19 protein-coding genes are annotated in these 15,544 nt (G+C 65.2%); 8 read left to right on the top strand and 11 right to left on the bottom strand.

The features are described from left to right. Positions 1–76 precede the first annotated feature (76 nt). Complete coding sequence (locus MUG98_RS07935; RefSeq protein ID WP_265111599.1) at positions 77–361, top strand: DNA-directed RNA polymerase subunit L; 285 nt, start codon at positions 77–79, stop codon at positions 359–361. Positions 362–487: 126 nt separating this feature from the next. Here the strand turns inward: MUG98_RS07935 and MUG98_RS07930 are convergent, their stop codons facing one another. Then, positions 488–1,345, bottom strand: a complete 858-nt coding sequence (locus MUG98_RS07930) for a hypothetical protein (RefSeq protein WP_265111598.1) — start codon at positions 1,343–1,345, stop codon at positions 488–490. 178 nt (positions 1,346–1,523) lie between these two features. On the opposite strand from MUG98_RS07930, the gene MUG98_RS07925 reads away from it, so the two are divergent. Then, on the top strand, positions 1,524–1,955 hold the full coding sequence (locus MUG98_RS07925) for a TIGR03668 family PPOX class F420-dependent oxidoreductase (RefSeq protein ID WP_265111597.1): 432 nt from the start codon (positions 1,524–1,526) through the stop codon (positions 1,953–1,955). Between the two features lie 147 nt (positions 1,956–2,102). On the opposite strand, the gene hisF is transcribed toward MUG98_RS07925, so the two are convergent. The 3 genes from hisF to MUG98_RS07910 all read right to left on the bottom strand — a co-directional run bounded on the left by hisF (position 2,103) and on the right by MUG98_RS07910 (position 5,044). After that, positions 2,103–2,918 (bottom strand): imidazole glycerol phosphate synthase subunit HisF, encoded by an 816-nt coding sequence (gene hisF, locus MUG98_RS07920; protein ID WP_265111596.1) that lies wholly within the window; start codon positions 2,916–2,918, stop codon positions 2,103–2,105. 87 nt (positions 2,919–3,005) lie between these two features. Beyond that, on the bottom strand, positions 3,006–4,376 hold the full coding sequence (locus MUG98_RS07915) for a hypothetical protein (protein WP_265111595.1): 1,371 nt from the start codon (positions 4,374–4,376) through the stop codon (positions 3,006–3,008). Next, a complete protein-coding gene (locus tag MUG98_RS07910) occupies positions 4,373–5,044 on the bottom strand; it encodes a hypothetical protein (protein WP_265111594.1) in 672 nt (223 codons plus the stop codon). Before MUG98_RS07910 ends, MUG98_RS07915 begins: the two co-directional genes overlap by 4 nt. Before the next feature lie 168 nt (positions 5,045–5,212). Here MUG98_RS07910 and MUG98_RS07905 point away from each other — a divergent pair, with 168 nt between their 5' ends. Next, positions 5,213–5,401: a DUF7550 family protein gene (locus tag MUG98_RS07905; RefSeq protein WP_265111593.1), complete on the top strand. Its 189-nt coding sequence runs from the start codon at positions 5,213–5,215 to the stop codon at positions 5,399–5,401. 6 nt (positions 5,402–5,407) lie between these two features. On the opposite strand, the gene MUG98_RS07900 is transcribed toward MUG98_RS07905, so the two are convergent. Both MUG98_RS07900 and MUG98_RS07895 read right to left on the bottom strand, forming a co-directional pair. Continuing rightward, the gene (locus MUG98_RS07900) at positions 5,408–5,629 is read right to left on the bottom strand and encodes a ribbon-helix-helix domain-containing protein (protein WP_076608356.1); all 222 of its coding nucleotides are present in this window, start codon (positions 5,627–5,629) and stop codon (positions 5,408–5,410) included. Between the two features lie 177 nt (positions 5,630–5,806). Beyond that, a complete protein-coding gene (locus tag MUG98_RS07895) occupies positions 5,807–6,106 on the bottom strand; it encodes a hypothetical protein (protein ID WP_265111592.1) in 300 nt (99 codons plus the stop codon). A 286-nt stretch (positions 6,107–6,392) separates the two neighbouring features. Between MUG98_RS07895 and MUG98_RS07890 the strand changes: the two genes are divergently transcribed. From MUG98_RS07890 to menD, 3 genes are all read left to right on the top strand, one after another. Next, positions 6,393–6,983 (top strand): sulfite oxidase-like oxidoreductase, encoded by a 591-nt coding sequence (locus MUG98_RS07890; RefSeq protein WP_265111591.1) that lies wholly within the window; start codon positions 6,393–6,395, stop codon positions 6,981–6,983. Positions 6,984–7,047: 64 nt separating this feature from the next. Next, positions 7,048–8,400, top strand: a complete 1,353-nt coding sequence (locus MUG98_RS07885) for an isochorismate synthase (RefSeq protein ID WP_265111590.1) — start codon at positions 7,048–7,050, stop codon at positions 8,398–8,400. A 5-nt stretch (positions 8,401–8,405) separates the two neighbouring features. Beyond that, complete coding sequence (gene menD, locus MUG98_RS07880) at positions 8,406–10,238, top strand: 2-succinyl-5-enolpyruvyl-6-hydroxy-3-cyclohexene-1-carboxylic-acid synthase (protein WP_265111589.1); 1,833 nt, start codon at positions 8,406–8,408, stop codon at positions 10,236–10,238. On the opposite strand, the gene MUG98_RS07875 is transcribed toward menD, so the two are convergent. The 3 genes from MUG98_RS07875 to MUG98_RS07865 all read right to left on the bottom strand — a co-directional run bounded on the left by MUG98_RS07875 (position 10,227) and on the right by MUG98_RS07865 (position 13,038). Then, positions 10,227–11,210: a DnaJ domain-containing protein gene (locus MUG98_RS07875; protein ID WP_265111588.1), complete on the bottom strand. Its 984-nt coding sequence runs from the start codon at positions 11,208–11,210 to the stop codon at positions 10,227–10,229. The two genes, menD and MUG98_RS07875, sit on opposite strands and share 12 nt — an antisense overlap. A 524-nt stretch (positions 11,211–11,734) precedes the next feature. Continuing rightward, positions 11,735–12,358 carry a plastocyanin/azurin family copper-binding protein gene (locus MUG98_RS07870; RefSeq protein ID WP_265111587.1) on the bottom strand — a complete coding sequence of 208 codons (624 nt, stop codon included), beginning with the start codon at positions 12,356–12,358 and terminating at the stop codon, positions 11,735–11,737. Positions 12,359–12,384: 26 nt separating this feature from the next. Further along, a complete protein-coding gene (locus MUG98_RS07865; RefSeq protein ID WP_265111586.1) occupies positions 12,385–13,038 on the bottom strand; it encodes a hypothetical protein in 654 nt (217 codons plus the stop codon). 180 nt (positions 13,039–13,218) lie between these two features. On the opposite strand from MUG98_RS07865, the gene MUG98_RS07860 reads away from it, so the two are divergent. Next, entirely contained in the window at positions 13,219–13,560 is a 342-nt protein-coding gene (locus MUG98_RS07860; RefSeq protein WP_265111585.1) for an ArsR/SmtB family transcription factor, read from the top strand. Continuing rightward, entirely contained in the window at positions 13,560–13,853 is a 294-nt protein-coding gene (locus tag MUG98_RS07855) for a DUF7521 family protein (protein WP_265111584.1), read from the top strand. The genes MUG98_RS07860 and MUG98_RS07855 overlap by 1 nt, the downstream gene beginning before the upstream one ends. A 563-nt stretch (positions 13,854–14,416) precedes the next feature. Here MUG98_RS07855 and MUG98_RS07850 read toward each other — a convergent pair. Further along, positions 14,417–14,668: a hypothetical protein gene (locus tag MUG98_RS07850; protein ID WP_265111583.1), complete on the bottom strand. Its 252-nt coding sequence runs from the start codon at positions 14,666–14,668 to the stop codon at positions 14,417–14,419. Between the two features lie 172 nt (positions 14,669–14,840). Beyond that, positions 14,841–15,440 carry a helix-turn-helix transcriptional regulator gene (locus MUG98_RS07845; protein ID WP_265111582.1) on the bottom strand — a complete coding sequence of 200 codons (600 nt, stop codon included), beginning with the start codon at positions 15,438–15,440 and terminating at the stop codon, positions 14,841–14,843. Positions 15,441–15,544 lie beyond the last annotated feature (104 nt).

Genomic DNA, 15,544 nt, shown 5'->3' with positions numbered 1-15,544 from the left:
CGGAGCACCGTCAGTACTCCCGCGAGTCAGCAACGGCTTCGAAAGGTACAAGCGGCCGACCCACGGAGTATCGGCCATGGAACTGCGGGTCACCGAGAGCAGCGAGGACGAACTCTCGATCGAGATCGCGGGCGAAGATCACACGTTCATGAACGTCCTCAAGGGAGCACTCCTCGAACACGAGCAGGTGAGTGCAGCGACCTACGACGTCAACCCCGAACAGTCGGGTGGACAGACCGAACCGATCCTCACGATCAAGACCGACGGCAGCATCGATCCGCTCGAGGCCCTCGAAGAGGCCGCCGTCGACGTCCGCGAGAAGGCGACGTCGTTCCGCGACGCGTTCGGAGCTGCCGCATAGACCGATCGATCACGAGCGATCGACGCGTGTTTTCGTCGTCCCGATTCCCGTCGTCTCGCGAAGCTCAAAGACGGATCGTAGCCTCACGGGCCGCCGATCGCCTGTGCGACGGAGTACGTCGCTCGCTCAGCAGACCGCGTAGAGCAGGTAGACGCGATCGTCCGGGGCGACGTGGACGTCGATCCCCTCGGCGTCGTACCCGCTTCGGACCCCGTCTCCGAACCGGGACGAGAGGAGTTCAGCGGCGAGGTTGGCCGCGAGATCGGCCTCGTCGTCGTAGTTCTCGAGCGTGAGTCCGTCGACGGTCAGCGGGCCGATAGCGGGGGTCGACTCACCGCACGCGGGATCGAACTCGCTCGCACGTGGCGGGTCACCGGGGTCGTCGTCGCTGTACTCGGCGATGACGAGCTGGCGGTTCCGATACTCCGCGTACGCCGCGAGCCCGTCGTCGTACGAGCGCGCCGGATCCCCGGCCGCGTCCCGTTCGTCTGCGAGTCGCTCGTGGATCTCTCGCTCCGTCGTCTCCAGGTCCAGCCCCGCGGCCTCGGTTTCATTGCCGGGGGCGTCGGGCGGGGTCGGGGTGCCGAACCCCGGGAGCAGCGACAGGGGGACGATTCCGGTGGCAAACAAGAGGACGACGAGTCCGACGACGACGAACAGCGGCGCGTACGGTTTCGCCACCTCGAACCAGCCCGGGGTGGCGAGGTCCCGATCGACGTCGTCGTAGGTCTGTTCGGTCTTCTCGAGGTCCGGATTGCCACACCGCGAACACGGCGGGTTGTTCCTGACGTGCTCCCGGCCGCAGCTGGGACAGGCCCAGACGTAGGTCGTCCCGGTGTCTACCGTGCGGCTCGCCGCCTCCTCCCCGGTCACGTCTTCGCCCTCGCGAACGACTGCCTTCTCGAAAGCGTTGTGGCCGCAGGCGTCACAGGGTGGATCGTTTTCCGCGTGTGGTTTGCCACACCACGTGCACCGCCACTTCACTGGTAGAAGTGGGCGACCGCGAGGTGATAAGCGTACTGGATACCCGAACCGTGACGCTCCCGTCCGCGTTACCGCTCGGGATCCGGCCGCGCCCCCGGTCCCAGATCCCACGCTCCGGGACCGGGATCCGCCGCGCACCCGGTCACGGGTTTTTCGTGCTTGACACCGTCGATTCCGTATGACGCCCGCGGAACGAGTGTTCCTCGAACGAACTCGCGTCGCCGCACTCGCCACGGTCGACGAGGACGGCCGCCCCCACGTCGTCCCGATCTGCTACGCTTTTCTCCACGGATCGGACGGCACCCGACTCGTCACGGCGATCGACGAGAAGCCGAAATCGACCCGCGAACTCCAGCGGATTCGAAACGTTCGGATCGAACCGCGGGTAACGGTGCTCGCCGATCGATACCGGGAGGACTGGTCGCGGCTCGCGTGGGTTCAGGTTCGCGGGGAGGCCCGCGTGCTGTCGCCCGGGGCGGGCGTTCACGAGGATGCAGTCACCGCTCTCGAATCGAAGTACGACCAGTACGGGGATCAGGACCTCTCGGACCGACCGATAATCAGGATCGGGGTTGAGGAAACCCGATCGTGGGGTGACCTCGAGACGTAGCGTCGGTCGACACCGACCAGAGCCGGACGGGAACGCCGCGCCCGTCGAGAGACCGCGTTCCCACCGTTTCCGTTCGGGTGTGACCAGCACACCCTCACGCAAAAACCTGGAGCAAAAAGCCGCTCACTCGCTTCGCTCGCTCGCGGATCAGAGCCGGACGGGAACGCCGCGCTCGTCGAGATACTCCTTCGTCTCCTCGATCGAGTAGTCGCCGAAGTGGAAGATCGATGCGGCGAGGCCGGCGTCGGCACCGGCCTCGGTGAACACGTCGTACATGTCCTCGGGGCCGCCACAGCCGGAGGAGGCGATCACCGGCGTGTCGACGGTGTCACAGACCGCCTCGGTCAGCGGAAGGTCGTAGCCGTCCTTGGTGCCGTCCTTGTCGATCGAGTTGACGAACAGTTCGCCCGCGCCCCGGGATTCGGCCTCCTGGGCCCACTCGATGACGTCGATGCCAGTTCCCTCCCGGCCGCCTTTCTTCGTGCACTCGAACCAGCAGGACTCGCCGTCGATCTCGACGTAGTGTTCGCCCCGCTCGTCGAAGCGCCGTTTGGCGTCGACGCTGATGACGATACACTGGCTCCCGAACGCGCGGGCACCCTCGTTGACCAGTTCGGGCCGTTCGAGTGCGCCGGTCGTGATCGAGACCTTGTCCGCGCCGGCCCGCAGCGTCTCCTTGACGTCCTCGGTCGTGCGGATGCCGCCGCCGACCGTGAGGGGGATGAAGACCTCGTCGGCGACGCGCTCGACGACGTCGAGCATGGTCTCGCGACCCTCCGCGGAGGCAGTGATGTCGAGAAAGACGAACTCGTCGGCCCCCGATTCGTTGTACGCTTTGGCCATCTCGACCGGGTCGCCGGTGTACTCGAGGTCCTCGAAGTGAACGCCGGTGTAGACTGCCGGGTTCCCGTCCTCGTCCAGGTCGACGTCGATACACGGGATGATTCGCTTGGTCAGTACCATTTACTACCCGGACCTTCGCACCGGGGGTAGTAAAGGAGTCTGGATCGGCCGATCGATCGCGAGGGGAACGGTCGGATCGCGGGTTCGTCAGGGTTCGGGTTCGAGCAGTCGCGTCCGAAACGCGTCGACGGCCTCGGGGAGCACTTCGAATCGCGCCCGCAGGCAGACGTACTCGCCGTACTCGCTCGAAAGCGTGACGACGACGTCGGGATCGCCGTCGGTCTGGCGCCGTATCTTGTCGTCGGTCCAGCCGAGCGACTGGACCGTCTTCGCGAGGCGATCGACACCGAGCGACGGTCGCGTGAGTTCCTCCGAAGCCGATTCCGCGGCCGAAATCGCGGCCGTGCGTTCCGAACTGACGGTCTCGATCGAGTCGGGTGTGGAGAGGTCCCCCGCTTCGAACCGGTCGCGGATAAGTTCGAACGCCCGGTATTCCTGTTCGAACCGGAGCGCGTCCGCCAGTCCCGGGCCGGATCGATCGTCTTCGACGGCGTCTCGGAGTCCGTCCCGCGCGTCGTAGACCGGCCTGACTGCCTCCCAGAGCACGGTCTGGTCGAATCCGGTTTCGACCTCGCCGGCGACGAGGTCAGCGAGCAGGTCGTCGCCGCTCCGGTCGGGGAGATCGGCCCCCTCGGCGCGGTCGGACGACATCTCGAGGGCGCCGGCAAAGACCGGTTCGAGGTCGACTCGATCGCCGGTTTCGGCCGCGTACCGATCGGTACAGTGGTCCCAGATGGCCGTCGTCGCCGTCGCGAACTCGACCTCGCCGGCATCGGCACCGACGTCGATGACGGTCGCGGTTTCGTCGACGTCCCACCGCCTGACGCCGTGGCTCGCTCGCGCGAGATCCCCCTCGAGTTCGGCGAAGAAGAGCGCCGCACGGAGCCGTCCGTCGTCCCCGTCCTCGCCGCGGTACTCGATTCGCTCGCGTCGGTCCGCGAGCGTCGACCGGACGGCAGCGCGCTCGTCCGAAAGGTCCGCGATGAGCGTCTCGGATTCGGTTTCGATCGCGGCCAGCGTCGTGGCCGACGCCCGGGCAGCCTCGCGAGCGTCTCGGAGCGTCCGCAGGGCGTTGTATCGATCGGCTTTGGACGCGCCGGCTGCCTCGGTGCGAAACTCCGTCGCGCTATCGCGTCGATCGGCGATCGATTCCCGGACGACGCCGTTTGGCACGTCGCCGGGGCCGAGGGAATCCGGCACGTCCGCCAGGAGTTCGTCTACGCGCGATCGTTCCGTCTCGAGTGCCGTCGCTGCTGGCTCGACCGGAGCCGGTCGATCGACGTCCGGCACGGCCCGAGCGGGGTCGGCCAGGATCGCCTCGACTTCCGATCGGGCGAACGTCGTCGACGACGTCTCGGCCTCCCAGGGAAAGTCGTTGCACCCGGCGACGGCGATTCCGGCCGCCGTGGCGAACCCTGCGAGGAATCGTCGTCGGGACCCGTGGAGTTCGTCGGTCATCCGTCGTCTTCCTCGTCGGTCCGGGTCTCGTTTCCGGCTGTCTCTCCATCGGGTTCGTCGGACTCGAACACCGAGTCCGGACACGACGTTCCCTCGCTGCTTCCGCGGCTCGAAGGGCTGTCGTCGTACGCCCGCTGGACGCGGACGAACGTCGCCTCCATGACCGTCACGTCGGCCTCGCACGGCGTTGTCGGTGCCTTCAGCCGCCGACAGTACTGCGTCCGGAACTCGTCGGGGTTGGCCTGCACGCTCAGCAGGTGCCGGCGATAGCAGTCGTCGATCGTCCGTTGCTCGATCACGATCGATTCGGTCTCGAAGTCGGTTGCCCCGAGGAACGAGCGCGCGGCGTCCGCGTCGTCGCCGTCGATCCGAACGTTGGAGGCCTCGTCCTCGGTCAGGACGAAGTCGACGGATCGTTCGTCCGACAGCGATCGATCGGGGTCGGCCTGATCGTCGGGCGAGTCGGCCGAAGTGACGAAAAAATCGTCGTCGTCCGAGCGCAGCGTCAGGGAGTCGTACTCGTCCGACGGCATCGGCGTTCCGTCCTCGGAGACAGTGCGTTCGGTGGTAGTCCCCGACTCGCCGACGCCGGCACAGCCGGCGAAGGCGGCCGAGAGACAGCCACTGGCGGCTAACAGCCGTCTGCGGGAGAGGTCGGTGGAGGGCATTCGGGAAATAATTTCCAATCCGACAATAAATACTCTCTGGATGAACGATCGGTCACGGACCGACACCGCGGCGGCGCCGATCGACGTGAGCGTTCGGACCCGCTAGCTCCCGGACCCGTTCGAGTCGCTGTAGATGTATTTAAGGTCCCGAGTGGGAAACATGGGGATATGGCAGACGACACAGCACCTGCGGAGGACCACGACTCGGCGGCCGACGTGGGTCACGACCTTGCAGCGGAACGGACGACCGCACCGATGAGCGAGTACTCCGCCCGTGACGTCGGCGTCGGCGTCGTCGTGATGCTCCTCGGCGTCGCCATCGCCTTCGGAATTCCGCTCCTGGCGCTACCACTATAACGGCGGTTAGAAGACGTACTCGTCGTCGTGGCCCATCATCCCGTCGTCTTCGAGTCCGGTTCCCGTTCCCTCTTCCTCGTCCATCGGTCCACTGGTCTTGTAGGCTTTGATCCCCGTCGAGAGGAGGTCCTCGATCGCTTCCTCGCGGTTGACGAACTCACCGCGCTCAACCATCTGCGCGATCTGCATCTCGAGGTGCTCCGGAATGGTGATCTCTACTTTCGGCATCTGATTCGGCTTTCGGCGAGGGGGTATTTAGCTCTGACGGGGGATTCTGCACCGACGTTGGAGAGAATTTTTCCGGTTCGGGAGTCTCGGTTCCCGATCCGGGAACTGTCCGCGTTCGGGCTACGCGATCGCTCTGGACGCGACTGTCTCGCGGTCGGTTCGGAACGGTAGTAGGCCCTACTTGTTGCCCATCATCGAGTCGAGCGCGTTCCGTAGCGTCGTGCCGGGCTGGGTGATCGAGTTGAGCTGCTGGCGCATCTTTCGCTGGTTGAAGTAACTCGCGAACGCGAGGATGGTCGGCGGCCAGAGGCCGACGAAAAGTCCGCGCTCCCGGTCTCCGCGCAGGAAGAAGTAATACCACGCGAGACCGACGGACGCTGCCGATGCGAGGGCTGCAGGCCCCATGGCCTGTTCCCCGACCGCTTCCGCTTCGTCTCCGGAGATTTCTCGCTCCGTCATCTGCTGTCTTGTAGCCATACGAAAGAGACGGAGGACGAGACGCTACTAAGGGATGACGAGGGTTTCGAGAGAAACCCCCGAGTTGTGGCTCCGGACGGACCGTTACAGCTCGTTTCGTCCCCGTCTCCGGTGTGGAAATTTCCCGTTTCCAGCCGGCGACGCACTCCTGCCACGTTAGCACATCACAATATCAGGTCTCGTGACGACGGTGGTCGGTCCACCGTCACGATCGAACGCCGATCGCAGACGAAATGCCAGCGCACGAAACGCCAACGTTACGTCCCCGAGGCCGGTAGCGCCCTCCATGAAGGACGTCACGGACCTCTACCGAGAGTTCGGCGAGGAACGCCTCCCGCCGGGGCAACGCGAGACGAGCGAGTTTCCCGTCCTCTCGAAGAGCGGAACGCCGGACTGGGACCCTGAAACCTGGGAGTTCACCGTTACCGGCGCCGTCGAGACGGAACTGACGTTCTCGTGGGACGAGTTTCGCGACCTCCCGAGCGAAACCCAGCGCCAGGACTTTCACTGCGTGACCGGCTGGAGCAAGTTCGACTGCGAGTTCACGGGCGTTCCCGTCCCCGAACTCGCGGATCGGGCCGGCGTTTCCCCGGACGCCGTCCACGTCATGTTCTCCGGGCTGGACGGGTACACTACGGATCTGCCGCTCGACGACTGTCTCCGCGAGGAACTCCTCCTCGCGTGGGCGTACGACGGCGAGCCCTTACCCGCCGACCACGGCGGCCCGCTTCGCGCCGTGACGCCGCACCGGTACGCCTACAAGGGCGCGAAGTGGGTCGACGGGATCGAGTTTCTCACGGAGCCCGAACGCGGCTACTGGGAGAAGCGCGGCTACTCGCAAACGGCGAATCCGTGGCGAGAGGAACGGTACAGCTAGCGGTGGCACGAATCGGTGGGACGAATAGTTAGGCTGAAGGCACGGCAGTCCTGAACTGCGTTCGATGGACCGAGCGTCGGGTGAGAGACGGCTGGCGGGTGAGCCGGGACCAGAGGCCGGCCTCGCAGAGGACCTCGAACTGGTGAGCCGCAGCCGCGAACTCGAAGACGTCTCGTTCGGTGCGATCGCCAATCCCGCCGAGGAGGCGCGGATCCAGTGGGCGACCCCGGACGGCCTCGAGATCGTCGGCCGCGGCGTCGCAGTCCGCTTCACGGCCAGCGGCGCGGATCGTATCGACCACGTTCGACGGCGCGCGGCCCGGACCTTCGCCGCGCTCGATCACGACGGGCCCCCGGTCGCCCGGCCGCGGGCGTTCGGCGGAGTTTCGTTTCACGACGGCCACGAGGCGACGCCGCCCTGGACGGGGTTCGACGCCGCCTCGTTCGTCGTTCCCCGGCTACTCGTCACCCGTAGCGACGACAGCACGTGGCTGACGACGGTCGCGCAGGACGACGGGACGGCCGTCGATCGACTCGAGCACTGGGTACGGCGACTGGCCGAATTGCCGCCGATGCGCCCGAGCGGTACGGGGCCGGGCGTCGTCGCGACGCGACGGACCACCTCGTCCGCGGCCTGGACCGCGCAGGTCGAGACCGCGCTCGATCGGATCGCGGACGGTCGACTGACGAAAGTGGTGCTCGCACAGGCCCTCGAGGTCGACCTCGAGGAACCGATCGACGTGCCGGCGACGCTCGAACGGCTGCGCCGCCAGTATCCCAACTGTTATCGATTCCTCGTGAACAACGAGGTCGGCGGCACGTTCTTCGGGACGCCACCGGAGCGGCTGGTCTCGAAGCGGGGGCCCCGAGTCGAAACCGAGGCCCTCGCGGGGTCGGTTCCCCGGGGTGAAACGCCCGAGGAAGACGAGGAGTACGTCGATCGGATGCTCGACGACGAGAAGTTCCAGCGCGAGCACGGGCTCGTCGTCGACTCGATCCGCGACCAGCTCGAACCGCTCGCACGCGACCTGGACGTCGAGGAGCAGACGATCCGACGGCTGGCGACGATCCAGCACCTCCAGACGCCGATCGCGGCCACGCTCGCGGACGACCACCACGTCCTCGAACTCGTCGATGCGCTGCATCCGACGCCGGCCGTTGGCGGCGTCCCGCCGACGGCGGCCTGGGAGACGATCCGTCAGACGGAGACGTTCGACCGGGGCTGGTACGCCGCGCCGGTCGGCTGGTTCGACGCCGACGGCGACGGCGAGTTCGCCGTGGGGATCCGATCGGGTCTCGCGACCGGCGAGACGGTCACCCTCTTCGCCGGCAACGGGATCGTCGCGGACAGCGATCCGGCCGACGAGTGGGACGAAGTACAGCTGAAGTTCCGGCCGATCCTCGACGAGTTACGATAAGGACGATGACTGCACCCAATCGCGCGACGCTGTGGGGCCGCGTTCTCGTGGACGAACTCGCGAAAGGCGGGCTCGAGGCGGTCTGTATCGCTCCCGGAAGTCGATCGACGCCGCTGACCGTCGCGTTCGCCGAGCATCCGGACGTCGAGGTCTACTCACACCTGGACGAGCGCTCCGCCTCGTACTTCGCACTCGGGCGCGCGAGACGGACGGGGGAACCGACGGCCCTGGTCTGTACCTCCGGCACGGCGGCGGCGAACTTCCACCCCGCCGTGATCGAGGCGCACCAGGCCCGCGTCCCGCTGCTCGTGGTGACCGCGGATCGGCCGCCGGAACTTCGCGACAGCGGTGCGAACCAGACGATCGACCAGCGCGACCTCTACGGCGACGCGCTCCGGTGGGATACCGATTTACCGGAACCCGAGGCCGACGAACGGAAAGTTCGGAGCCTTCGCACGACCGCCGCCCGCGCACTCGCCGAGACGACCGGCAACCCGCCGGGACCGGTCCACCTCAACTGTCCGTTCCGCAAGCCGCTCGAACCGATCGCAGTGCCGGGCGACGTTCCGGACGCGTTCGCGGACACGCTGGCCGGCCGGGGTCGAGACGGCGCGTTCGTCGACGTCGACAGCGGCCGCCCGCGACTCCACGACGACGAACTCGACCCGGTGCTCGAGGCGCTCGCGGGCGCCGATCGACCGCTGATCGTCGCCGGGCCGGCGGATCCGGCGGACCTGGTCGATCTCGATCCAGGGGCCGTGAGCGAACTCGCGGCGCGACTCGATGCACCCGTGCTGGCGGATCCGCTCTCGGGAGTCCGGTTCGGCCTCCACGTCGACGACGGGCCGATACTCGGCGGCTACGACGGCTATATCGACGCGATGCCGGCCCCGGACGTCGTCCTCCGGTTCGGCGCATCGCCGACGTCGAAGCCGCTGAGCCACGCGTTGCGCGATTCCGGGGCGATCCAGTACCTGATCGACCCCGCGGGCCGGTGGCGCGAGGCGACCTTCACGGCGACCGACCTGCTCGCTGCCACACCCGGGTCGATCGTCGAGGCGCTGCTCGATCGACTCGAGAGCGACGACGTGGCTACCGACGCCGGCACCGACGCCGATCCGGGATCGACGACCGACGCGGACTGGGTAGCCCAGTTCAGGCGGGCGGAGAACCGGCACTGGGAGATCCGGAACGACGCGGTGACGCCGGAAGCGCTTGCGGCCGATCCCTTCGAGGGAGCGGTCCTCGCGTCGGTGTTCGAGCACGCGCCGGACCCGGCGACCGTCTTCGTCTCAAACAGCATGCCGATCCGGGACGCGGACCGCTTCGGGCGGCCACGACCGGCCGACCTGACGGTGCTCGCGAACCGCGGGGCGAGCGGTATCGACGGGATCACGAGCACTGCGCTGGGTGCCGGAAGTACCGTCGACGAACCGCTCGTGCTCGTGACGGGGGATCTCGCCTTCTATCACGATTCGAACGGGCTGCTCGCGATCGATCGCTGTGGCGTCGACGCCACGATCGTCCTGCTGGACAACGACGGCGGCGGCATCTTCCACAAACTTCCGATCGAGGACTTCGATCCACCCTTTACCGACCAGTTCAAGACGCCCCACGGCCTCGAGTTCGAGTCGCTCGGGGACCTCTACGACCTCGAATTCGAACGCGTCGGACCGGCCGAATTCGGGGCCGCCTACAGGCGATCGCTCGACGCGGACGGGACGCAGGTGCTCGCGGTCGAGTTCGACGCCGAACGGAGTCACCGCCGTCGAGATGCCATCCGGAAAACGGTCGTCGACGCGATCGAGACGGACCGGAACGGGGAGTCAGAGGCGTAGCGCCCACCGGACGGCCATCGCGTAGCCGAACGGAATCCAGCAGAACGCGATCGCCAGGAGTCCGAGCAGCGATACCGGGTCGGCCGGACCGGCGAACAGCCCGATCGGGAGGAGGACGCTCCAGCCCCCGAACGCGACGACCGCGACCCGGGGGAACGTGAGCATGTAGCCGACCAGGAGCAGCGTACAGGTGGTGACGACGAGATTCGTCGGGAACGAAAACGTCGGCGAGAGCGACGCGTAGACGAACAGCGGGTACAGCACCGAGACCGTTCCGAGACCGACGATCGTCGGCTGATCGAGTCGGCGGTCACCCGTGTCCAGATCGATCTCGTCGTTCCAGCCGTGGACGGCGTAGCTGAACTCGGTCTCGCTGCGTTGGTCCGATCGCTCGGCGGTCGATGCCGTTGTCGTCGCCGTCGCCGTTCCAGCGGCACCCCGACCGGACGTCCGGTCGCGGTCGGTATCGAACGGCCACTCGTCGCTCGATCGCTGTGCCGCCGTGCGCCGCTGCCGCCTGGAGCGCTGTCTGGCGTGGTGACTGCGACCGCTGGTTCGATCGCTCTCCGCGTCCGACCGGCCGTCACTGCGCCAGGAACGGCGCTCGCGCGTGCGCTGTCGACGGTTCGTCGTTCGCGAGGACGTCCGCTCCGCGCCGGTGGAGGTCGTCGATCCGGACCGATCGGCCGATTCCTCTGCGGTCGAGTCGTCCGCGGCCGAGTCGTCGGCGTCTGCGCTGTGCTGGCCGAGTTTCACGTACGACTCGTGGCCGAGCCGATCGTACCGTGCACGTTCCGTCTCGTCGGTGAGTACCGACTCGGCCGTCGAGACGCGCCGGAACTGGTCGGCGGCGTCCGGATCGTCGTTGTGATCCGGATGGGTCTCGAGGACGCGATCGCGGTACGCCGACCGGATTTCGTCCTGCGACGCCTCCCGGTCGACCCCGAGGACGTCGTAGTACGTCTCGCCCATCGATTGCTTTCGTGTAGGTTCTCAGGAGCAAAAACCACTCTGATTAGCTGACTGTCACTCGGTGTGTCCGGTTGAATCCGCGTTCCGGACGAGCGGTCGGGTGATCGGAGCCGTTCAGCCGATCGAAACCAGTCGATCGCACATCCGACGTTCCGGCAGTCGACCGAATTATCGAACATATTAGACCGCTAACATTCCGGTGAGCGTCCGACAAATAAACCGAATAGCGCTATATCAAATCGGGTGCTCGATAACATCCACAGGCTCGGTAGAGACTAACAGTCGAGGCCGACTCTGGGCCGATTCGGCGTCTGGAAACGCCAGGCGCGAGATGGAGCGTTCACCCCGGCGGCGACCACGCTGAAAGGGAAGATTCTCTCGTTCGGCCGGTCGGCAGTCCGATCACGAGCGGAGAGGCGGCCGGTCCGCTTTGGACTGTCCCCCATCCGCTCTGGTTCGACCGCCAGTTACCGATCGGTCGAGGAGACGGTTTTCGAGACAATCACGACTGGTGATTCGAACCGTCACTGACCGCTGACGGTTTCGTTGTCGAGGATCGTCTCGATGGCCGGGAGTTCTTCCCGAGCAGCGGGAGGGAGTTCATCTGGAGGGGTAGTGCCCGGGCCATCCCGCGGTTCACCGACCACGATCCGTCCAACTTGCCCCATCACTTCGTGGGGGGTACAGTAGTAGTCGTAGACGCCCTCGATCGTGAACGTCACCTCGACGGGATCGTCGGCTTCGCCGAGAGTTCCCGAATCCCACGGATCGGCGCCTTCCGGGATCCGGAGCGGCTGATCGTCGTTGTCCGGATGATAGGCGGTCGCCGTATGGCTCCCGGAGGTCGTGACGAAGCGGACGGTCGTTTCCGGTTCGACGAGGAGTCCGTTCGGATCGAAGTACACCCCGTTGTCGTCCGTGATCATCTCTACGACCCTCACGTCCTCCCGATCTGCCGAGTTGCCATCGCTGTCGTCCCCGTCCGTCCGGGTACCGTCCGCGTCGTCTTCGTTCGCCGGTTGCGTTGACGACTCCGACTGTCCGCCCGACGAAGCGGAGGATTCGCTGCCTTCGCCGGCGCAGCCGGCTAGCACGACGCTTCCAGCGACCGTCAGGAACTGCCGCCGCTTGGTTCGTATCGACTTCATTGGTAAAGAAAGGATTATTGTCGTCGTCAGTTGCGTTTCCCTGCAAGGAACGCGACGAGACCGACTATCGACGCGGTCCCGGCCGCGACTCCGAAGCCTGGCAAGGCCTCGCTCGATTGCGCCTGATCACCGCTGTTAGCAGTCGCCTCCTCGTGGTTCTCTAGCTGCGTCTGGAGGTTCTCGTTCTGTTTCTGGAGTTCGTCGATCGACTGTTGCAATTCCGAAACGTCCTCGTCGATCTGATCCATCCGTTCACCGGTCGCCTCCGCCGGGATGAGTCCCACGTCCCGCTGGAACTCGAAGGCGTACTCCTGGCCGTCGATCTCCGTGACGACGGTTATCGTGTACGTGCCTTCGTCAGGGAACGTATACGCGAAATGGAAGTGTGGATCGTCGTCCGGGACGTGAACCGTTACGTGGTCGTGGACGTCTCCGGGACCGTTGATGTGCACTTCAGCCTCCGCACCGGTGACACCCGCTTCGGCCTCGGTATCCGTGATAGCCCCGCTGAACTCCGTTTCCATTCCCGCAATCGGCTCTGCAGGCGTGCTACTCACGCCGAGTTTCAGATCTCCCTGTTCGACCTCCGTTTGCCAGCTGTGCGCCGTAACCGGGCTGATGCTACCGACGAGGAGCACAGCGACGAGTCCGATCGCGAGCAGTGGTTTGCGGTGCGACATGCAGGTGAAGATCGAAGCCCCAATAACGAAGCACTACAGCGCACCCGCAACCGTCGCAACCGCGGCGAGTTATTAAGTATCTCACCCGTACTTGTTGATTATACCGCTCTCCTGGTTCTCGTGCGGTGGGAATTTGGGATATAAAAAACCTGAATGGGTTCAAACTGAGATCAGTGGCCAGTGAAAGATCATATTATCTTCGAAGCACTTGCGGACGAGGTCGCGGCTACCATCCTGACACACACGACCGAGCGAGAGCGATCCGCGGACGAACTCGCGGAACTCGTCGACGCCTCCGAGTCGACCGTGCGTCGGCGGATCGAACGACTCGTCGACGCGGGGCTCCTGATCGAACGGTTGCAACTCGACCGTCAGGGGGATCACTATCACATCTACCGGACAGCGATCAAACGCGTCGAGGCGAGACTCGAAAACGAAACGATCGACGTCCACGTCGAGCACCGAGAAGACGGAGTCGACCGATTCGTTCGGCTCTGGGAAGACATGCGAGGTGATCGATGATGCACGTCCCACTTGTCGTCGCCAAACTCGCCGTCCTGACTCTCGGATTGCTCGTCTCGGCGATGGCGTTTCAGGGTTACCGTCGGTACGGGAGAACCGCAATGGTGTACCTCGCGATCGGGTTTGCACTCATTAGCGTCGGAACGGTCATCGAAGGCCTCCTTTTCGAACTCGCTGATCTAGACATCTTCCTCGCCAGTACGATCCAGACGGTGATCGCCGCGAGTGGAATGCTCGTCATTCTGTATTCGCTGTACGGCCGCCACACGAGACGCGTCTCGAAAGACGAGTAATCGATACCTGCTCGTCGTATACGGGTGTCGGGCTCGCGGGTGGGTGGCCGATCGCGTTCGGCAGTAATAACGAGAAACCAGTAGTGATCTCACAACCGCCCGTCTTCGTTCGACATTCACCAGGGAACCGATCGAGATGGGTTGTCCTCGCAGACGTTCCGCCTTCCCGTAGCGTCTGTCTTCGCCGTTCGAACGCTACGTCCGTGAGATTGCCCCGGGCACAGCGATCGTGGGGCGACGCAAGGGCTTCGTCAGACGTCGGCGCGCGATCGCCGATCTGCAGCGACGTAGTATGTCCGGAGCGCGAGCACGACCAGGAAGAGCGATCAGACGAACATCCCGCCACCGAACGTTTCGAAATTATCAGTTCCACCCTCCATCGTCCCACCACCGTGTGTGACCGCGGTGCCGCTTGCACCCGCGAGTAGGGGGATGGCGAACAACGTCGTTCGTCTAGCGATACGTGTCAGACGACGGGCGATCTGTTGCAGGGATTCGAATCTCGAGGGTATTCGAGGAGTGGAACGGGCTCTGGTCGGCGTACCGACGGGCGGCCAGGGACGTCAGCAGTGACCCTGACCGTCCATCCCGTGGTCGGCGTGGTTGCCGTCAGCCATGTGCTGGCCCATCTCGTCGACAGCCCCACCCATGTGCGACTCCATCCAGGCCGCCCACTCCGCTGTGTCCCCTTCGGTCGGCGGTGCATCGTCAGTAGCCGTTTCGGTTCCGTGTGCACTGGCCACGGGGCCTGCGAACACGAGTCCGACGATCGCGAGGCCGACGAGCAGCCAGCGTCCGAGTTTGGCAGTGGTCATTTTCCTTCACCTCGGTTACTCGTAGGGGGACTCCGGGGTTATCCCCGCGGGTGTGAACACACGAAGGAAAACGTCCGAGAACGTTTGTAGGCTACTCTAATCGTTTCTTCCACCCAGGTTCGTTCATGTCCGCCGAATTCGAGCAGTAGTGACGGGGAGTCGAAGTGGCCTGCTACCTCTCCGGCTGCCGTTGCTGGAGTTCGTCGCTCGGATAGATACGAAACGTCCGGCCCTGCCGTTCTCGGTACAACAACCCGCGCTTTTCGAGTGCACTCACAGTCTGGCTCACCTTGCTTTTCGAGAATCCGGACCGATCGCGCAGTTCGATCTGCGTGATCCCGGGTGAGGTGAGGACTGGTTCGAGAACTCGTCGTTCGTCGTCGGGTAACAGGTCGAGAACACGATCCCGTGGGTGTGCCTCTGGATCGATCGACCTGTCTGCCCGCGGTGTCTCCGCTGGCGGATCGATAGCGTCGGGCCGTCCCGAACTGGAGCCGTCGGTCTCCGACTGGATGGGTACGTCCCTGGTCCAACGATCCTCACGAACGATCAGATACACCCCTCCGATGACGGCCGCAACGAGAAGCGTTCCGAACACGTACCAGAGCGGGTTCGGTCCGTGCATCGATCCCATCGAACCGTCCATCATCGGGCCCGTCATCTGATCGACGGCACGACGCCGCTGGTACGCTTGCCAACTGAGTGCTCCGCCGCCGAGTAGAACGGCCGCGACGAGAAGTGCGACTCCAGCATCCGTTCGACGCAGGTTCATTTGACCCACCTCGCGCGATCGTCCAGTCCGGTCATAGTCGTCCTTCGAGAGCGATCGGCGAACCAGTTTTGATTCTCCTGCGGGTCCACAGCGTAGCCGACTGC

The organism is Halosolutus halophilus (assembly GCF_022869805.1).
In the GTDB taxonomy this organism is placed as follows: domain Archaea; phylum Halobacteriota; class Halobacteria; order Halobacteriales; family Natrialbaceae; genus Halosolutus; species Halosolutus halophilus.
Note: the sequence above shows the minus strand (reverse complement) of the source record. Positions and strands in the feature narration are given on the sequence as shown.